This window comes from Ventrimonas sp. (genome assembly GCF_048380235.1).
Classification (GTDB): Bacteria; Bacillota; Clostridia; order Lachnospirales; family Lachnospiraceae; genus Brotaphodocola.
Map to the genome: position 1 here is coordinate 60,054 of NZ_DBFCCJ010000038.1, position 16,981 is coordinate 77,034.

Sequence of the window (16,981 nt, forward strand, 5' to 3'; positions counted from 1 at the left end):
GATCCGGATATCTCATACAATAGAATAATGACTGCTTTAAGGAGCTGGTATGGGAATGCTAAAACTGCTGTCTGTGCAGCATGGAAACCACAGCACGTTCCTGACGCATCACCGGAAGCGGATAGCCGTCCTGTTTGGCCTGCTGTGTTTTTGTATGGCAGGGCTGACTGGGCGGCTTGTGTTTCTTATGCTGTACCGGGCGGACCATTACAGTGAGATGGCAGAAGAGCTGCATCAGCGGGAACGTTCAATCAAGGCGGCCAGAGGCCGGATCCTGGATCGAAATGGAACGGTGATCGCAGCCAACCGGACTGTCTGCACCATTTCCGTGATCCATAACCAGATTAAAAATCCGGAGACAGTCATTCAAAGTCTCTGTGAAATTCTGGGGACAGAGGAGGATTCTGTCCGGAAAAAAGTGGAAAAACGCAGCTCCCGTGAAATCATCCGTACGAATGTGGATAAGGAGACTGGCGACCGGATCCGGGAATTGCATCTGGCAGGCGTGAAGGTGGATGAGGATTACAGGCGTTCCTATCCCTTTGACAGTCTTGCTTCGAAGGTGCTTGGTTTTACCGGAGGAGATAATCAGGGAATCATTGGCCTGGAGGCTGCATATGAATCCATCTTAAAAGGAAAGAACGGAACTATCCTCACTATGACGGATGCGGCCGGAGTGGAGCTGGAAAATGCGTTTGAGGAGCGGATCGAACCAGTGGCCGGGGCAGATCTATACCTGAGCCTGGATGTAAATATCCAGCAATATGCTGAACAGGCGGCACTTACGGTTATGGAACAAAAAAGCGCAAAACGGGTGTCTGTTATTGTCATGGATCCTCAGAATGGGGAAATCCTGGCAATGGTCAATGTACCCGAATTTAATCTCAACGATCCGTTCACATTAAATACAGAAGAGACAGCAGTGCTTTCGGCAAAGGAAAAACAGAAACGCCTGAATCAGATGTGGAGAAATCCATCCATCAATGATACCTACGAGCCTGGGTCTACCTTTAAGATCATTACTGCGGCAGCAGGCCTGGAGGCTGGTGCTGTGGCGCTGACAGACCGGTTTTCCTGCCCTGGCTTTCGGGTTGTGGAGGACCGGAAGATCCGTTGCCACAAGGTGGGCGGACATGGAGAGGAGACCTTTCTGCAGGGGGCCATGAACTCCTGCAATCCGGTGTTCATCGATGTGGGACAGCGTCTTGGCATTGACCGGTACTGTCAGTATTTTGAACAGTTCGGACTGCGGGAGAAAACCGGTATCGATCTGCCTGGAGAAGCCTCCACCATCATGCACAAAAAAGAAAACATGGGGCTGGTGGAGCTGGCCACAGTCTCCTTTGGCCAGTCTTTTCAGATTACGCCCATTCAGCTGATCACCACGGCAGCATCCATTGTGAATGGAGGCGTGCGGATTACACCTCATTTTGGCGTGAAGGCAGTGGCGGCGGATGGAAGCTTTCTCCATAGGTTTTCTTACCCGGAGGGAAAACGGATCCTTTCGGAGGAGACCAGCAAAACCATGCGTTACGTGCTGGAACAGGTGGTGGCGGAGGGCAGCGGAAAAAAGGCGGCGGTGTCAGGCTTTCACATAGGCGGAAAGACAGCTACCTCTGAAAAATTGCCGCGAAGCCTGAAAAAATATATTTCTTCCTTTGTGGGCTTTGCACCGGCGGACGATCCGCAGGTGATCGCTCTGATCACCATTGATGAGCCTCAGGGCATCTATTATGGCGGAACCATTGCAGCTCCTGTGATCGCGGATATTTTTCAGAACATTCTGCCGTATCTGGGGATCCGGCGAGAGAGCCATTTTTAGTTGATTATTCAAACGAAAAGACGTATACTTATGAATATGTCAAAAATACATAAGGAATTTAGGAGAGTATCATGATTAACGAAACTATTCTTGCGATCATCATCGCATTTGCAGTCAGCGCGATCCTCTGCCCGATCGTGATCCCGTTTCTGCATAAGCTGAAATTCGGGCAGCAGGTCAGGGAAGACGGACCTCAGGCACATTTAAAAAAGCAGGGAACACCGACCATGGGCGGTCTGGTATTCCTGACTGCTGTAGTGATCACATCCCTGTTATATATTCGCGATTATCCGCGCATCATTCCGGTGCTGTTCATGACCGTGGGCTTTGGCGTTATCGGCTTTCTGGATGATTACATCAAGATCGTGATGAAGCGTTCAGAGGGTTTAAATCCGGTTCAGAAGCTGATCGGACAATTTATCATCACCGGCATTTTTGTATACTACCTGGTGTGCTCAGGTGAGGTTGGCACTTCCATGCTGGTACCATTTACCGGCGGCTTTGAGCACGGACTTTATCTGAATCTTGGTTTTCTGTTCATTCCGTTTGTATTCTTCGTGGTTCTCGGAACCGATAACGGCGTGAACTTTACCGATGGTCTGGATGGTCTTTGCACCAGTGTGACCATTTTGGTGGCAACATTTTTAACCATTATTTCCATTGGAGAAAACAGCGGCATCAGCCCGATCACCGGAGCGGTTGTAGGCAGCCTGCTTGGTTTTTTGCTGTTTAATGTTTATCCGGCAAAGGTATTTATGGGCGACACCGGCTCCCTGGCTCTGGGCGGTTTTGTATCAGCCAGCGCATTCATGATGCAGATTCCGCTGTTCATCCCCATCATTGGTTTGATCTACCTGGTGGAGGTGCTGTCAGTTATCATGCAGGTGTCTTATTTTAAGGCGACTCACGGAAAACGCATTTTCCGCATGGCGCCGATCCATCATCATTTCGAGCTGGGCGGTTGGTCTGAGACCCGGGTGGTCGCAGTCTTTTCCATTGTTACCGCGCTGCTTTGTCTGGTGGCATACTTAGGATTATAATCGGAAGAACAGGAGGTATATGAGATGAGTCAGAAAGTATTAGTGGCAGGTACCGGCAAGAGCGGTATCGCAGCAGCAAAGCTTCTTCTTGCCATGGGCGGTGAGGTCGTGCTTTATGACGGCAACGACAAACTGGATCCGGAGAAGATCAAAGAAAATTTTGAGGAAGACGCAAAGGTTACCGTTGTTCTGGGAGAGCTTACCAGACCGGATCTGTTAGGCGTAGAGCTTTCCATCATCAGTCCGGGCATTCCGCTGGATGCTCCGTTTGTACCGGTACTGGATGAGGCCAAAATCCCGATCTGGAGTGAGATCCAGCTGGCATACCATGTGGCAAAGGGCAGGCTGATCGCCATTACCGGAACCAACGGAAAGACGACTACAACTGCATTGACCGGTGCTATCATGAAGACATTTTTCAACGAGGTGTTTGTGGTAGGAAACATTGGCATTCCGTATACCGATGTGGCCCTGGACACGACCGAAAAGTCTGTGACCGTGGCGGAGGTTTCCAGCTTCCAGCTTGAGACCATCATGGATTTTCATCCAAATGTCAGCGCTATCCTGAACATCACGCCGGATCACTTAAACCGTCACGGAACCATGGAAAATTATATCGAAGTGAAAGAGCGTGTGGCGGTCAACCAGACAGAGGATGACTGCATTGTGCTGAATTACGATGACAAGGTACTGCGCGAGTTTGGCGAGAAGAAGGATCTGAAACCGAAGGTCATCTTCTTCTCCAGCACCCAGACCTTAAAAGAGGGCATGTACTTAGACGGTGACATGATGATCTATGCACATGACGGCAAAAAAGAGGAAGTCTTAAACGTAAAGACGGATATGCAGCTTCTCGGCAAGCACAATCACGAGAATGTCATGGCAGCAGTAGCCATGAGCATCCGCATGGGCGTGCCGATGGACCTGATCCGAAAAGCAGTAAAGGAATTTAAGGCCGTTGAGCACCGTATCGAGTTTGTTCTGGAGCGTTCCGGAGTCCGTTACTACAACGATTCCAAGGGAACCAACCCGGACGCGGCGATCCAGGCAATCCGAGCCATGCCGGGACCGACTGTCCTGATCGCAGGCGGCTATGACAAGCACAGTGAATACGATGAGTGGATTGAAGCATTTGGCGATAAGGTAAAATACCTGGTGCTGATCGGTCAGACCCGCGACAAGATTGCGGAGTGTGCAAGAAGCCACGGCTTTACGGATATCATGTATGCAGAGGATATGCCAGAGGCAGTACGTGTCTGTGCTGCTTATGCCAATGCGGGAGATAATGTGCTTCTGTCTCCGGCCTGCGCAAGCTGGGGAATGTTTGACAACTACGAGCAGCGCGGCGAAATTTTCAAGGAATGCGTAAGAAACCTGTAGGAGGATTGGTATGGCAAAGAAAAACCGGCCAAAACGGTTTTATGATTACAGTCTGTTGTTCTGTATCATATTTCTGTCGGTGTTCGGACTGGTCATGATCTACAGCGCCAGCTCCTACACGGCACAGTTAAAATACAACAATGCCGGTTATTTCATGATGCGCCAGCTTAAGATTGCGGCAGGAGGTCTGGTCCTGGCTTTGTTCATCTCCAAACTGGATTATCACTGGTATGCGAAATTTTCCATCTTCGCGTATATGTTGTCTTATGTGCTGATGATCGCTGTTACTCTGGTGGGTAAAGAGGTAAACGGCAAAAAGCGGTGGCTGGGCGTAGGCTCCCTGAGCTTCCAGCCGACCGAGTTTGTAAAGATAGCCCTGATCATTTTCCTGGCCGTGCTGATCACCCGGATGGGCGCAAAGGTCAATGAATGGAACAATATGTTCCGGGTTATGGGGCTGGCCATTCCGATTGCCGGCATTGTAGCGGCAAACAACTTAAGCTCCGGTATCATCATCATGGGAATTGCCTTTGTGATGCTGTTTGTGGCCTGTAAAAAGCAGTGGCCATTTTATGCCTGCGGAGGTCTGGCGATGCTTGCAGTCGTCACGGCCGGTCCACTGGCAATTTTTCTTGAGAAGATCAAGCTCCTGAAGCCGTATCAGCTGAGCCGTATCCATGTATGGCTGTCTCCGGAGAGCTATCCGATGGATGGCGGATACCAGGTGCTCCAGGGACTTTATGCCATCGGCTCCGGCGGTCTGTTTGGCAAGGGACTGGGCGAGAGTATCCAGAAGATGGGCTTTGTGCCGGAGGCACAGAATGATATGATTTTTTCGATCATCTGTGAGGAACTTGGATTGTTCGGAGCTGTTTCCGTCATCCTCATCTTCCTGTTTATGATTTACCGGTTCATGCTGATCGCGAATAATGCGCCGGATCTTCTGGGGGCCCTGATCGTGGTAGGCGTTATGGCCCATATCGCGATCCAGGTCGTTTTAAATATCGCAGTAGTAACCAACACGATTCCGAATACGGGAATCACGCTGCCCTTTATCAGTTACGGGGGCACTTCGGTACTGTTTCTGATGATGGAGATGGGCATGGTACTTGGCGTATCCAATCAGATCCGGCTGGAACGGTAAAACAGAAAAAACAGATATGCAGACTGCAGGAACCGATGGTTTCCAGGGTACATAAGATATGAAAGAAGGAATTCGTGAAAATTGTGTGCGGGAGGGAACGTGGTTTGTCGGTGCTTCGGATAGAAGGATCATACAGTCTGGACGGAATCATCAAAATACAGGGTTCCAAGAATGGGGTGCTGCCGGTTATGGCAGCATCTCTTCTTCATAACGGAACCACGGTACTGGAGCATGTCCCCAAAATACAGGATGTTTTCTGTATGTTGGGGATTTTGAACGCTTTGGGGGCAGACTGCCGGATGGAGGAAAACCGTCTGGTGATTTCGGCAGTATCTCTGAGCGGAGCCAGGATCCCGGAGATACTGGCCGGACAGATGCGATCTTCGGTCATGCTTCTTGGACCGCTGCTTGCACGTCTTGGACAGGTGGAGACCAGTCTGCCGGGGGGCTGCCGCATTGGCAGACGACCGGTGGATCTGCATTTTCTGGGATTAACGGCACTGGGGGCTTCGGTGGAAAAACAAAATGGCATGATCCGGGCAGTCTGCCCATCCGGCGGACTGAGCGGAGCCAGAATCCATCTTCCATATCCAAGTGTAGGAGCTACGGAAAACATCCTGATGGCAGCTGCCGGGGCCAGAGGCGAAACGGTTCTGACCGGGGCAGCCCGGGAGCCGGAAATAGAAATTCTGTGCGGCTTTTTGCGTGCCATGGGTGTCAGGGTGGAGGGCGAAGGCACTTCCGTGATAAAGATCCGCGGAACATCCACATTTGAGGATACCAGCTTTTTTATTCCGGGAGACCGGATCGTGGCAGGAACCTATCTGGGAGCGGTGCTGTGCGCAGGCGGTCGGGTGTTTCTGGAACAGGCTCCGGCTGGTCATATGGAGCGGACCATTGAGACAGCCCGGCAGATGGGGGCCACGGTGGAAAGTTTAGAAGAGGGAATCCGGGTATCCATGCGCGGGCGCCCGCATCCGATCCGTCTTGAGACCGGACCTTACCCGGAGTTCCCCACAGATATGCAGTCTGTGATGATGGCTGCAGCCTCCATTGCGGATGGAACCTCAAGGATTCAGGAGAACGTATTTGAAAACCGTTTTTGCGTGGCAAAAGAATTGCAGAAACTTGGGGCACATATTATAATAGAAAACAAACTTGCGGTTGTGGATGGTGTGAATGCCTTAAAAGGCACCCGTGTGGCGGCAGAAGACCTGCGCGGAGGTGCTGCGCTGGCGGTGGCTGCACTTGCTGCTGACGGAACCAGTTTTCTTGACGGGTATGAGCATATCAGCCGCGGCTACGAGGATATCCGCAGTGACCTGGCGGGAGCCGGGGCGCGTATCAGCCTGATCGGCTGAAGCAGCGGATGCGTCAGGAGGATAGGAGAAAAGAACAGATGGAATATGGATCAGGCAGGAAGAAAACAGTGATCCTGGCTGTGGTGGTACTTCTGCTGATTGCAGTTATGGCGGGAATATGCTCGATCAAGCTGAAGGAGATCACTGTGACAGGCAATGAAAAATATACGGATGAACAGCTGATCAGTCTGGTTTTTCCGGACGATGTAAGCCGCAGTACGGTATTTACTTATCTGCGGGAGCACTTTGGAAAACATGAGAAGATTCCGTTTGTGGAGGATTACAAGCTGGTGTTTAAGGGACCGTCACGTGCGGAGATCATTGTCTACGAAAAGAGTGTGGTGGGCTATGTGTCCTATATGAGCAGTTATATGTATTTTGATAAGGACGGTATCATCGTGGAAAGTGCCAGCAAAAAGCTCCCTGGCATTCCCTGGATCACAGGACTGAAGTTCGGTCATATCGTCCTTTACCAGAAGCTTCCTGTGGAAAGCGACCGCATATTTGAGGAAATCTTAAATCTCACGCAGATTCTTTCTATTTATGGACTGAGTGTGGACAAGATTCAGTACAATAGCATTGGAGATGCGACTCTTTATATGGGAGATATTGAGGTGATCCTGGGAAACAGTGCCGGGCTCAACGGTAAGATCGCGGAGCTTGGAGATATGCTCCCGCAGCTGGAAGGAAAAAGCGGTACCCTGTATCTGGATACTTACGATGAAACCAAGACAAATCCCATGTATACCTTCAAACCGAGGGGATAGTTTTTTGGGCTCATTGCGAAAAAAACGGTTGATATTTTTATGGAAATCACCTATAGTATTACATAGACTAGTTTTTTATATGATATTACAAAAATGTTACATAAGGCCAATGAAAGAAGTTAAGGAGGAATTATCTTGTTAGAGATTAAGATAAATGAAGCGGAGAACTCCGCAAAAATCGTTGTGATCGGTGTCGGCGGTGCCGGCAACAATGCAGTAAACCGCATGGTAGATGAGAATATTGCGGGTGTGGAGTTCATCGGCATCAACACAGATAAACAGGCGCTGCAGTTCTGCAAGGCTCCGACTGCCATGCAGATCGGTGAGAAGCTGACCAAGGGCTTAGGCGCTGGCGCAAAGCCGGAGGTTGGACAGAAGGCAGCAGAGGAGAGCTCAGAGGAAATCGCACAGGCTATCAAGGGTGCTGACATGGTGTTTGTCACCTGCGGTATGGGCGGCGGTACCGGTACCGGTGCAGCTCCGGTTATTGCAAAGATCGCAAAAGACATGGGCATTCTGACTGTTGGTGTTGTAACCAAGCCGTTCCGTTTCGAGGCAAAGGCACGTATGAGCAACGCACTGTCCGGAATTGAAAACTTAAAGGCAAGCGTGGACACCCTCATCGTAATTCCGAATGACAAACTTCTTGAAATCGTTGACCGCAGAACTACCATGCCGGACGCATTAAAGAAGGCAGACGAAGTTCTTCAGCAGGCAGTACAGGGTATTACCGACCTGATCAATGTACCTGGCCTGATCAACCTTGACTTCGCAGATGTTCAGACTGTCATGACCGACAAGGGCATCGCTCACATCGGCATTGGCCATGCCAAGGGTGATGATAAGGCGGTTGAGGCTGTAAAGCAGGCAGTAGCAAGCCCGCTGTTAGAGACCACCATCGAGGGCGCTACCCATGTTATCATCAATATTTCCGGCGATATCAGCCTGATCGAGGCAAACGAGGCTGCAAGCTATGTTCAGGAGCTGGCTGGAGATGACGCAAACATCATCTTTGGTGCTATGTATGACGAGAACGCTCAGGATGAGGCAACCATCACCGTTATCGCAACTGGTCTGGATGCTCACGCAAGCACTCCGGTTAACAAGGCTATGGCTGAGTTTGGCAGCTTTAAGCCGAAAATGCCATCCGGCTTAAACTTAAACACCCAGAGCCGCACCGCTGCTGCTGAGGCAGGTGCAACTGCACCGAAGGCTGCACCGCAGCTGCATGCTCAGGCTCCGACTGTAAAGCCGGTTCAGACGCAGGCTGTACAGCAGGCAGCTTCCACACAGGCTGCTGCACCGAGTCAGGGTTCTTACCGTCCGTTAAACCAGACTCAGATCAATATCCCGGATTTCTTAAAGAATAAGAGATAATCCATCTTTCAAACAAAATCGACAAAGACAGAAAACCAGATTTGGCTTTCTGTCTTTTTTTGTCGTTCAAAAATACGGATTGTTTCTGTCAGATTGACAAAATTTTTCCTTCGGAATGATTATAATGGGGAACATGAGCAGTGAGAATGATTATCAGCGTAATGCTCATGCTGGCAGGAGGACATGGTAGCATGACAGAAACACTGTATCTGGATCTGTTTTTTCTGGTGAATCTGTCCGCAGATCTGTATTTGCTGTTTCTTACCGGGATGATTTTGCGGGAGCCGGTAAGGAGACGAAAAGGACGGTTGTTTCTTGGGGCGGCTGTGGGGGCCGCAGTCGGATGTGTCCTGGTATTCTTTCCCAAACTTCCGCTTCCGGTCTGGATTCTTCTGGAACTTGCAATCCCGGCCCTGCTGATGACGCAGGTGGCTTTTGGCCGCTGCAGCCTTTTAGAAACATTGCGGCGGGTTACCGTACTGGGGCTTACAGCGGTTTTAAGCGGCGGTGTATTTGCAGCGCTGGAAGCGACGAAACGTGCCTGGGAGCTGACACCCTGGACTTTCCGGGAGTTTGGACTTGCACTCAGCGCAGCGGGAGGAATGCTTTGGACGGGAACAGTGTTCCTTAAGAATGGAATAACGTTGCGAAGCAGTCTGTATGAAGTGACGCTGCATTACCAGGGAAAACAGAAAACAGTTCTGGCACTGTTGGATACAGGAAATCAGCTGTATGAGCCGTACGGTCACCAGCCAGTCCATATTCTGGAAAAGAATGCCTGGCCGGAGTTTCCTGAACCGGTTTTCAAGGTGATTTATATTCCCTTCTGCTCAGTAGGAAATGAACACGGGATTCTGCCTGCCGTCCGCATGGAAAGGATGGAAGTGCGGCAGCGGGGAGAGAAAATCCGTGTGCTGGAGCACCCGTGGGTGGCGATCAGTGAAACACCGTTATCTGTACGGCATCAATACGAGATGCTTCTGCATGGAGAATGATAAGATAGGACCGGGAGGATGGAAAAATGATCATGAAAGTTTCAGTACCAAATCGTTTTCAGTTTAAGGCAGTTTCTTCCTTTACCACAATGCTGTGGCAGAAAAAGGGTGAAGTCCATTATATCGGCGGGGCAGATATTCTTCCGCCTCCTCTGGAAAGCAAAAGAGAAGCGGAAATGATCTCCCGGTTGGGAACGGAAGGGGAGAAGGAAGCCAGAGCTCTTTTAATTGAGCATAATCTGCGGCTTGTAGTGTATATAGCAAAGAAGTTTGATAATACGGCGGTGGGAGTGGAAGATCTGATCTCAATCGGCACCATCGGACTGATCAAGGCCATCAACACATTTAATCCGGAGAAAAATATCAAGCTGGCCACCTATGCATCCCGCTGCATTGAGAATGAAATCCTCATGTACCTGCGCCGCAGCAGCAAGATGAAGGCGGAGGTATCCATTGATGAACCGCTGAATGTGGACTGGGATGGAAATGAACTGCTGTTGTCGGATATTCTCGGAACAGATGATGACATAATCTACCGGGGACTGGAGGATGAGACGGAACGCCAGCTGTTAAAATCTGCGATCGACCGCCTGAGCCCACGGGAGAAAACGATTGTTGAGCTGCGTTACGGATTAAAGAATGCGGAGGATGAAGAGATGACGCAGAAGGAAGTGGCAGACCGCCTGGGAATTTCACAGTCCTATATCTCACGTCTGGAAAAGAAAATCATGAAACGTCTGAAAAAGGAAATTGTCCGTTTTGAGTAATCTGCTGGTCTGGGTGTTAAGAGGACTTCTGGCGCTGTGCCTGCAGCTTCGATATCCGGCAGTGCGGTTTCAAAAAGAAGAATCCGTGCGGAAAGATCCGGCTTATGCGGTTTACGAGACATACAGGTATGCGTACGAGCGGTACGGATACCTGTTTTCCTATGCGGAGAAAACAGAAGAAAAGGAAAATACCGCTTCGGATGGAACAGAAGCGGTGCAGGCCGGTGCCGAAAACATGCTTTCTGCAGCATCCCTGGCCCGCCTTCAGGACTATGACTATCTCATGAAGCAGTATTTCAGCGTGCATGCTTCCACCACGGCAGAACGCAGCCTCATGAAGGCGGAGAGGCTTCTGGAAACCGATGTAGGACTGACGAAAAATCCGGATGAGCCTCAGATCCTGATATACCACACCCATGCCAGCGAAACCTATGCGGATTATGGACCGCAGAATACGGACGCGGATGTAGTGGGAGCCGGAACCTATCTGACAGAGCTGCTGCGTCAGCGTGGCTGGAATGTGATCCATGACACTACAGCCTATGACCGGAAAGAAGGAAAGCTGGAACGCAGCCGTGCCTATACTTATGCCCTGGAAGGCGTGCAGGGGATTTTACAGACACATCCGACGATCGAGGTTGTGCTGGATCTGCACCGGGACGGTGTGGCAGATTCGGTGCGGCTGACGGAGAATATTAATGGAAAGCCTACGGCCCAGATCATGTTTTTTCAGGGTATGAGCCGCACGCCGGAGGGCGAGATCGCTTATCTGCCCAATCCGCATCTGCAGGAAAACCTTGCCTTTTGTTTTCAGATGCAGCTGGCCTGTGGACGATATCCGGGATTTGCAAGGAAAATTTATCTGAAGGGGCTGCGCTACAACCTGCACCTGCGGGGCAGATCTTCTCTGATCGAGGCCGGAGCCCAGACCAACACGAAAGAGGAGGTGTGGAATGCCATGGAGCTGTTGGCAGAGGTGGTGGATACGGTGCTCGATCCGGTGACGCAGAAATAGACATGCAGGAATTCACACATGCAGAAACCACAGCGATACGCTCTTGCAAGGAACCTGAAAAAATGATATCATAATAAATTGACAAACTAGACCTTATACGTTATTGGAGGAAATAAATACATGGCATCAATGGACCAAAGCAAGATCCGCAACTTCTGTATCATCGCCCATATCGACCACGGCAAATCTACTCTGGCTGACCGTATCATCGAGATGACCGGCCTTCTGACCAGCCGCGAGATGCAGGCACAGGTACTCGATAACATGGATCTGGAGCGGGAGCGTGGCATTACCATCAAGTCCCAGGCTGTCCGCACCGTCTACCATGCAAAAGACGGAGAAGAATATATTTTTAACCTGATCGATACTCCGGGTCATGTAGACTTTAACTACGAGGTGTCCCGAAGCCTGGCCGCCTGTGACGGCGCAATCCTTGTAGTGGATGCTGCACAGGGGATTGAGGCCCAGACCCTGGCAAATGTGTATCTGGCATTAGATCATGACCTGGATGTATTCCCGGTCATCAACAAGATTGATCTGCCAAGTGCGCGCCCGGACTGGGTTGCGGATGAAATCGAGGATGTGATCGGCATTGAGGCCCATGACGCGCCGCGCATTTCTGCAAAGACAGGACTGCATGTGGAAGATGTGCTGGAAGCAATCGTTCACAAGGTCCCGGCTCCGGTGGGAGACCCGGAGGCACCTCTGCAGGCCCTGATCTTCGACTCTCTGTACGACCCGTACAAGGGTGTTATCGTATTCTGCCGTATCAAAGAGGGAACCGTAAAGAAAGGTACGCTGGTGCGCATGATGGCAACAGGAGCACAGGAAGAGGTGGTTGAGGTTGGTTACTTCGGTGCAGGCCAGTTTATTCCGTGCGATGAGCTGAGTGCCGGCATGGTTGGCTACATCACAGCCAGCATCAAGAACGTGAAAGATACCCGCGTGGGTGATACCATCACTGACGCGAACCGTCCGTGCGCAGAGCCGCTTCCGGGCTACAAGAAGGTAACCTCCATGGTTTACTGCGGCCTGTACCCGGCAGATGGAGCAAAGTACAACGATCTGCGGGATGCTCTGGAAAAGCTGCAGTTAAATGATGCCTCCCTCTTCTTTGAGCCGGAGACCTCCATTGCTCTCGGTTTTGGCTTCCGCTGCGGATTCCTGGGTCTTCTGCATCTGGAAATCATTCAGGAGCGTCTGGAACGTGAGTACAACCTGGATCTGGTTACCACGGCTCCGGGTGTAGTATACCGTGTTCATAAGAAAAATGGTGAGATGATCGAGCTGACCAATCCGTCCAACCTGCCGGATCCAACCGAGATCGAGTACATGGAGGAGCCGATCGTCAGTGCGGAGATCATGGTTACCACCGAGTTTGTAGGCGCTATCATGACCCTGTGTCAGGAACGCCGCGGTATCTATCATGGCATGGAATACATTGAGGAGACGAGAGCGCTCTTAAAATACGATCTTCCTCTAAATGAGATCATTTACGATTTCTTTGATGCACTGAAGTCCCGCTCCAGGGGCTATGCGTCCTTTGATTATGACATGAAGGGCTATGAGACTTCTGAACTGGTGAAGCTGGATATTCTCATCAACAAGGAAGAGGTGGATGCCCTGTCCTTCATCGTGCATGCGGATTCTGCCTACGAGCGCGGCAGAAAGATGTGCGAGAAGTTAAAGGAGGAGATTCCGCGCCATCTGTTTGAGATCCCGATCCAGGCAGCGGTGGGCGGTAAGATCATTGCCCGCGAAACGGTTAAGGCAATGCGTAAGGATGTCCTGGCGAAGTGCTACGGCGGTGATATCTCCCGTAAGAAAAAGCTTCTGGAAAAACAGAAAGAAGGAAAGAAACGGATGCGTCAGGTGGGCAATGTAGAGATCCCGCAGAAGGCATTCATGAGTGTTCTGAAATTAGACGATGAATAAACGAGAACTGGAACTTTATATTCACATTCCCTTCTGTGCCCGCAAGTGTGCCTACTGTGATTTTTTGTCCTTTGCGGCGCCGGAGAGGGTGTATCGGGACTATATGGACAAGCTGATGGAAGAAATCTGCGGTCAGGGTCCGAATTTTCAGGAGTATCGTGTGTCCACGATCTTTGTGGGCGGCGGTACTCCGTCGCTGCTTCCGGCAGATCTGATCATGGAACTGTTTGCCACACTGCATGAGAACTTCGATATTTCTCTGGATGCAGAGATTACCATGGAGGCCAATCCCGGCACGCTTACCATGGAAAAGCTGGAGGTGTACCGTCAGAGCGGCGTAAACCGTTTAAGCATCGGTCTGCAGTCTGCGGACGATAAGGAACTGAAATATTTAGGCAGGATTCATTCCTACGACTCTTTTTTAAAGAGCTATCAGCGTGCAAGGCAGGCGGGATTTCAGAATATTAATATAGATCTGATGTCTGCCCTGCCGGGACAGGATGTGCATTCCTGGAAAAATACCTTAAAAAAGGTCATGATGCTGAGACCGGAACATATTTCCGCTTACAGCCTTATCATTGAAGAGGGGACCCTGTTTTATGAGCGCTTCGGCGAGCCGCAGGGAAGCTGCGCCTGTGGAGCACAGACGGCAGCAGAAGTAGCAGCCCGCGCGGCAGTCATGACGCTGCCGGATCTTCCGGATGAGGATACGGACCGGGAGATGTACCATCTGACCAGGGAGATGATGGCAGCGCACGGTTATGAGCGTTATGAAATTTCCAATTATGCGAAGAAAGGTTATGAATGCCGTCACAATACCGGCTACTGGACCGGTGTGGAGTATCTGGGGCTCGGCCTTGGCGCTTCCTCCTATACCTACGGCTACCGCTATCATAATACCGAAGACCTGCAGGAATATCTTTCTTTAAACCTCTATGAGGGCGGAGCCGCAGCACGTGACATAGAGGAACTTACTCTGGAAGACAAGATGGAAGAGTTTATGTTTGTGGGTCTTCGCATGATGAAGGGGGTATCCGGAAGTGAATTTCTGGACCGCTTCGGGCAGAATATGTGGAATGTATATGGTGATGCCTTAAAAAAACTGGAGAAGCAGGGACTCATTGAGGTGGAGGCGCCTGTGGTCCGGCTGACTGAGCTTGGAATCGATGTCAGCAATGTGGTCTTAAGTGAATTTTTGCTGGACCGATAACTGACGGTTTTTCTTAAGGATTTGTTTCCTTGTTCTTTCTGGACTCCTTTGCTATACTGTTTATAAATATAATGGTAAATAAAGGAATGCGGGAATGTGAAAACAACCCGTTTGGAAAGACATCCGGGAGGGACTGGAATGCTGATACGAAAGAATACAGATCAGGCGTCAGGAAAGCTGCGCCTGAGATTACAGCGGGCAGTGTGCCTGCTGGCGGTGTGTCTGCTGCTTGTACAGACTGGCATGCTTACTGTCCTGGCCGCACCGGTGGCATCGGTGATCCGATCCGATGAACTGCGGGGAGTATGGATCTCCTATCTGGACTGGGAAAAAATGCCGGCCGATCAGGAAGCCTTTAAGCGGGAGGTCGACAAGATGCTGGACCGCTGTGTGGAATTGAAGATGAATGCGGTATTCGTGCATGTACGCCCGGATGCGGATGCCATGTATCCGTCATCGTACTTTCCGTGGTCCCGTTTTGTGACGGGAACCCAGGGACATAACCCTGGCTATGATCCCTTTGCGATCTTTGTAAAGACAGCTCATAATAAAGGACTGCAGATTCATGCCTGGGTTAATCCGTACAGGGTGACCGGATATCACAATACCTGGGAGCAGGTTTCGGAGCAGAATCCGGCGAAAAAATGGCTGACGGATGGAAATCCGTCCAATGACCGCTGGGTGTTAAAGCAGAATGGCGCCTATTATTTCAACCCGGCCATTCCTCAGGTACGGGAACTCATCATCAATGGTGTGCGGGAGATTGCACAGAAATATACGGTAGACGGCATTCACTTTGATGATTATTTTTATCCTGAGGTGGATAACAGCAATGAAAGCCGTTGGTTTGATAAGCCGGAGTACGATGCCTCCGGCAGCAGCCTAAGCATAGCCCAGTGGAGACGGGAAAATGTCAATGAGCTGATCCGCGGCGTTTACCATGCAGTGAAGGAAGCACGTCCGTCCGCACAGTTCGGAATCAGCCCGGAGGGCTATGTGGAGCATCTTCGCAGTGACAACCGCCTGTTTGCAGATGTTGACGTCTGGCTGTCCCATGATGGCTATGTGGATTACATCATGCCGCAGATTTACTGGGGCTTTGAACATCAGCTGTCTAACGGCAGCCCGGCACCGTTTGCCTTTGAAAACAATTTAAAGACCTGGATCAGCCTGGTGAAAAGGGGTCATGCAAAGCTATACATCGGACTGGCCATGTATAAGGCCGGAAGCAACGCAAGAGATAATACCGGAATTCCGGAGTGGAAACGATATGACGATATTATCAGCCGTCAGGTGGAAGCAGGGCGGGCAAGCGGTTCGGTATCCGGTTACTGCTTCTACGAATACAGTTCGTTCCAGGACGAAGCCTGCCAGAAGGAAGTGCGGAATCTGATGAAAGTATTTCGGTAAGAGCCGGAGCACAGCTCCGTTTTGCATGAACAAATAAAGCGTTTTCGGAACGCTCAGATCAAAGGAGAAGAGAGATGAAAAAGTTAGAGGAGTATGTTGTAAGCATTCCGGATTTTCCGGAGCCGGGAATCATTTTCCGCGATGTTACTTCTATCCTGCAGGATGCAGACGGACTGGCACTGGCCATAGACAACATTCGTGAAATGGTAAAAGATCTGGATTACGATGTTGTGGTAGGACCGGAATCCCGAGGATTTATCTTTGGTGTGCCGGTTGCCTACGCAGAGCACAAGAGCTTTGTGCCGATTCGCAAGAAGGGCAAGCTGCCACGTGAGACTATCACAGCAAAATATGATCTGGAATATGGCTCAGCTGAGATTGAAATCCATAAAGATGCCATCAAACCGGGACAGAAGGTTGTTGTGGTAGATGATCTCATCGCTACCGGCGGCACCACCGAGGCCATCATCAGCCTGATCGAGCAGCTGGGCGGTGAGGTCGTAAAGCTCTGTTTCGTGATGGAACTTGCAGGCTTAAAAGGCAGGGAGCGCCTTGCCGGATACAAGGTAGAGTCCGCAATCATTTATGAGGGCAAATAAAAATTGAGTTACAAAGCTGAATAAAGGTCCGGAAGTGAAAGAGACCGCCTTCCTCTATTTTCACATATCGTTGTTTGCTTGCTCTCGCTAACACGCGTTCGCCTGTGTCGGATTAACATCCGCCACATTCGGACGTGTGTGCTCAAGATGCAAACACCT

Annotated in this window: 14 protein-coding genes; all 14 read left to right on the forward strand. The window is 50.5% G+C overall.

The window, feature by feature from the left end; genetic code table 11:
- Nucleotides 1-55 precede the first annotated feature (55 nt).
- The 14 genes from ACMP1L_RS06485 (at nucleotide 56) to ACMP1L_RS06550 (ending at nucleotide 16,822) form a co-directional block, all read left to right on the forward strand.
- Nucleotides 56-1,822 (forward strand): peptidoglycan D,D-transpeptidase FtsI family protein, encoded by a 1,767-nt coding sequence (locus tag ACMP1L_RS06485; RefSeq protein ID WP_243025549.1) that lies wholly within the window; start codon nucleotides 56-58, stop codon nucleotides 1,820-1,822.
- A gap of 71 nt (nucleotides 1,823-1,893) precedes the next feature.
- A complete protein-coding gene (gene mraY, locus ACMP1L_RS06490; RefSeq protein ID WP_118732121.1) occupies nucleotides 1,894-2,862 on the forward strand; it encodes a phospho-N-acetylmuramoyl-pentapeptide-transferase in 969 nt (322 codons plus the stop codon).
- A 24-nt stretch (nucleotides 2,863-2,886) separates the two neighbouring features.
- On the forward strand, nucleotides 2,887-4,242 hold the full coding sequence (gene murD, locus ACMP1L_RS06495; protein WP_177304655.1) for a UDP-N-acetylmuramoyl-L-alanine--D-glutamate ligase: 1,356 nt from the start codon (nucleotides 2,887-2,889) through the stop codon (nucleotides 4,240-4,242).
- Between the two features lie 10 nt (nucleotides 4,243-4,252).
- Nucleotides 4,253-5,386 (forward strand): FtsW/RodA/SpoVE family cell cycle protein, encoded by a 1,134-nt coding sequence (locus ACMP1L_RS06500; RefSeq protein ID WP_118732123.1) that lies wholly within the window; start codon nucleotides 4,253-4,255, stop codon nucleotides 5,384-5,386.
- A gap of 110 nt (nucleotides 5,387-5,496) precedes the next feature.
- Nucleotides 5,497-6,747 (forward strand): UDP-N-acetylglucosamine 1-carboxyvinyltransferase, encoded by a 1,251-nt coding sequence (gene murA, locus ACMP1L_RS06505; protein ID WP_418452413.1) that lies wholly within the window; start codon nucleotides 5,497-5,499, stop codon nucleotides 6,745-6,747.
- A 38-nt stretch (nucleotides 6,748-6,785) separates the two neighbouring features.
- Nucleotides 6,786-7,514: a cell division protein FtsQ/DivIB gene (locus tag ACMP1L_RS06510; RefSeq protein WP_177304657.1), complete on the forward strand. Its 729-nt coding sequence runs from the start codon at nucleotides 6,786-6,788 to the stop codon at nucleotides 7,512-7,514.
- A gap of 135 nt (nucleotides 7,515-7,649) precedes the next feature.
- Complete coding sequence (gene ftsZ / locus ACMP1L_RS06515; protein WP_118732126.1) at nucleotides 7,650-8,891, forward strand: cell division protein FtsZ; 1,242 nt, start codon at nucleotides 7,650-7,652, stop codon at nucleotides 8,889-8,891.
- Between the two features lie 191 nt (nucleotides 8,892-9,082).
- Complete coding sequence (locus tag ACMP1L_RS06520; protein ID WP_177304658.1) at nucleotides 9,083-9,886, forward strand: sigma-E processing peptidase SpoIIGA; 804 nt, start codon at nucleotides 9,083-9,085, stop codon at nucleotides 9,884-9,886.
- Nucleotides 9,887-9,912: 26 nt separating this feature from the next.
- Nucleotides 9,913-10,653, forward strand: a complete 741-nt coding sequence (gene sigE, locus ACMP1L_RS06525) for an RNA polymerase sporulation sigma factor SigE (RefSeq protein ID WP_118732128.1) — start codon at nucleotides 9,913-9,915, stop codon at nucleotides 10,651-10,653.
- The gene (locus tag ACMP1L_RS06530) at nucleotides 10,646-11,668 is read left to right on the forward strand and encodes a stage II sporulation protein P (protein ID WP_243025541.1); all 1,023 of its coding nucleotides are present in this window, start codon (nucleotides 10,646-10,648) and stop codon (nucleotides 11,666-11,668) included. Before sigE ends, ACMP1L_RS06530 begins: the two co-directional genes overlap by 8 nt.
- Before the next feature lie 120 nt (nucleotides 11,669-11,788).
- On the forward strand, nucleotides 11,789-13,603 hold the full coding sequence (gene lepA / locus ACMP1L_RS06535) for a translation elongation factor 4 (protein ID WP_118732129.1): 1,815 nt from the start codon (nucleotides 11,789-11,791) through the stop codon (nucleotides 13,601-13,603).
- Nucleotides 13,596-14,813 carry a radical SAM family heme chaperone HemW gene (hemW, locus tag ACMP1L_RS06540; protein WP_118732130.1) on the forward strand — a complete coding sequence of 406 codons (1,218 nt, stop codon included), beginning with the start codon at nucleotides 13,596-13,598 and terminating at the stop codon, nucleotides 14,811-14,813. The genes lepA and hemW overlap by 8 nt, the downstream gene beginning before the upstream one ends.
- A gap of 138 nt (nucleotides 14,814-14,951) precedes the next feature.
- Nucleotides 14,952-16,223, forward strand: a complete 1,272-nt coding sequence (locus ACMP1L_RS06545) for a glycoside hydrolase family 10-like protein (RefSeq protein ID WP_418452410.1) — start codon at nucleotides 14,952-14,954, stop codon at nucleotides 16,221-16,223.
- A 74-nt stretch (nucleotides 16,224-16,297) separates the two neighbouring features.
- Nucleotides 16,298-16,822 (forward strand): adenine phosphoribosyltransferase, encoded by a 525-nt coding sequence (locus tag ACMP1L_RS06550; protein WP_418452411.1) that lies wholly within the window; start codon nucleotides 16,298-16,300, stop codon nucleotides 16,820-16,822.
- Nucleotides 16,823-16,981 lie beyond the last annotated feature (159 nt).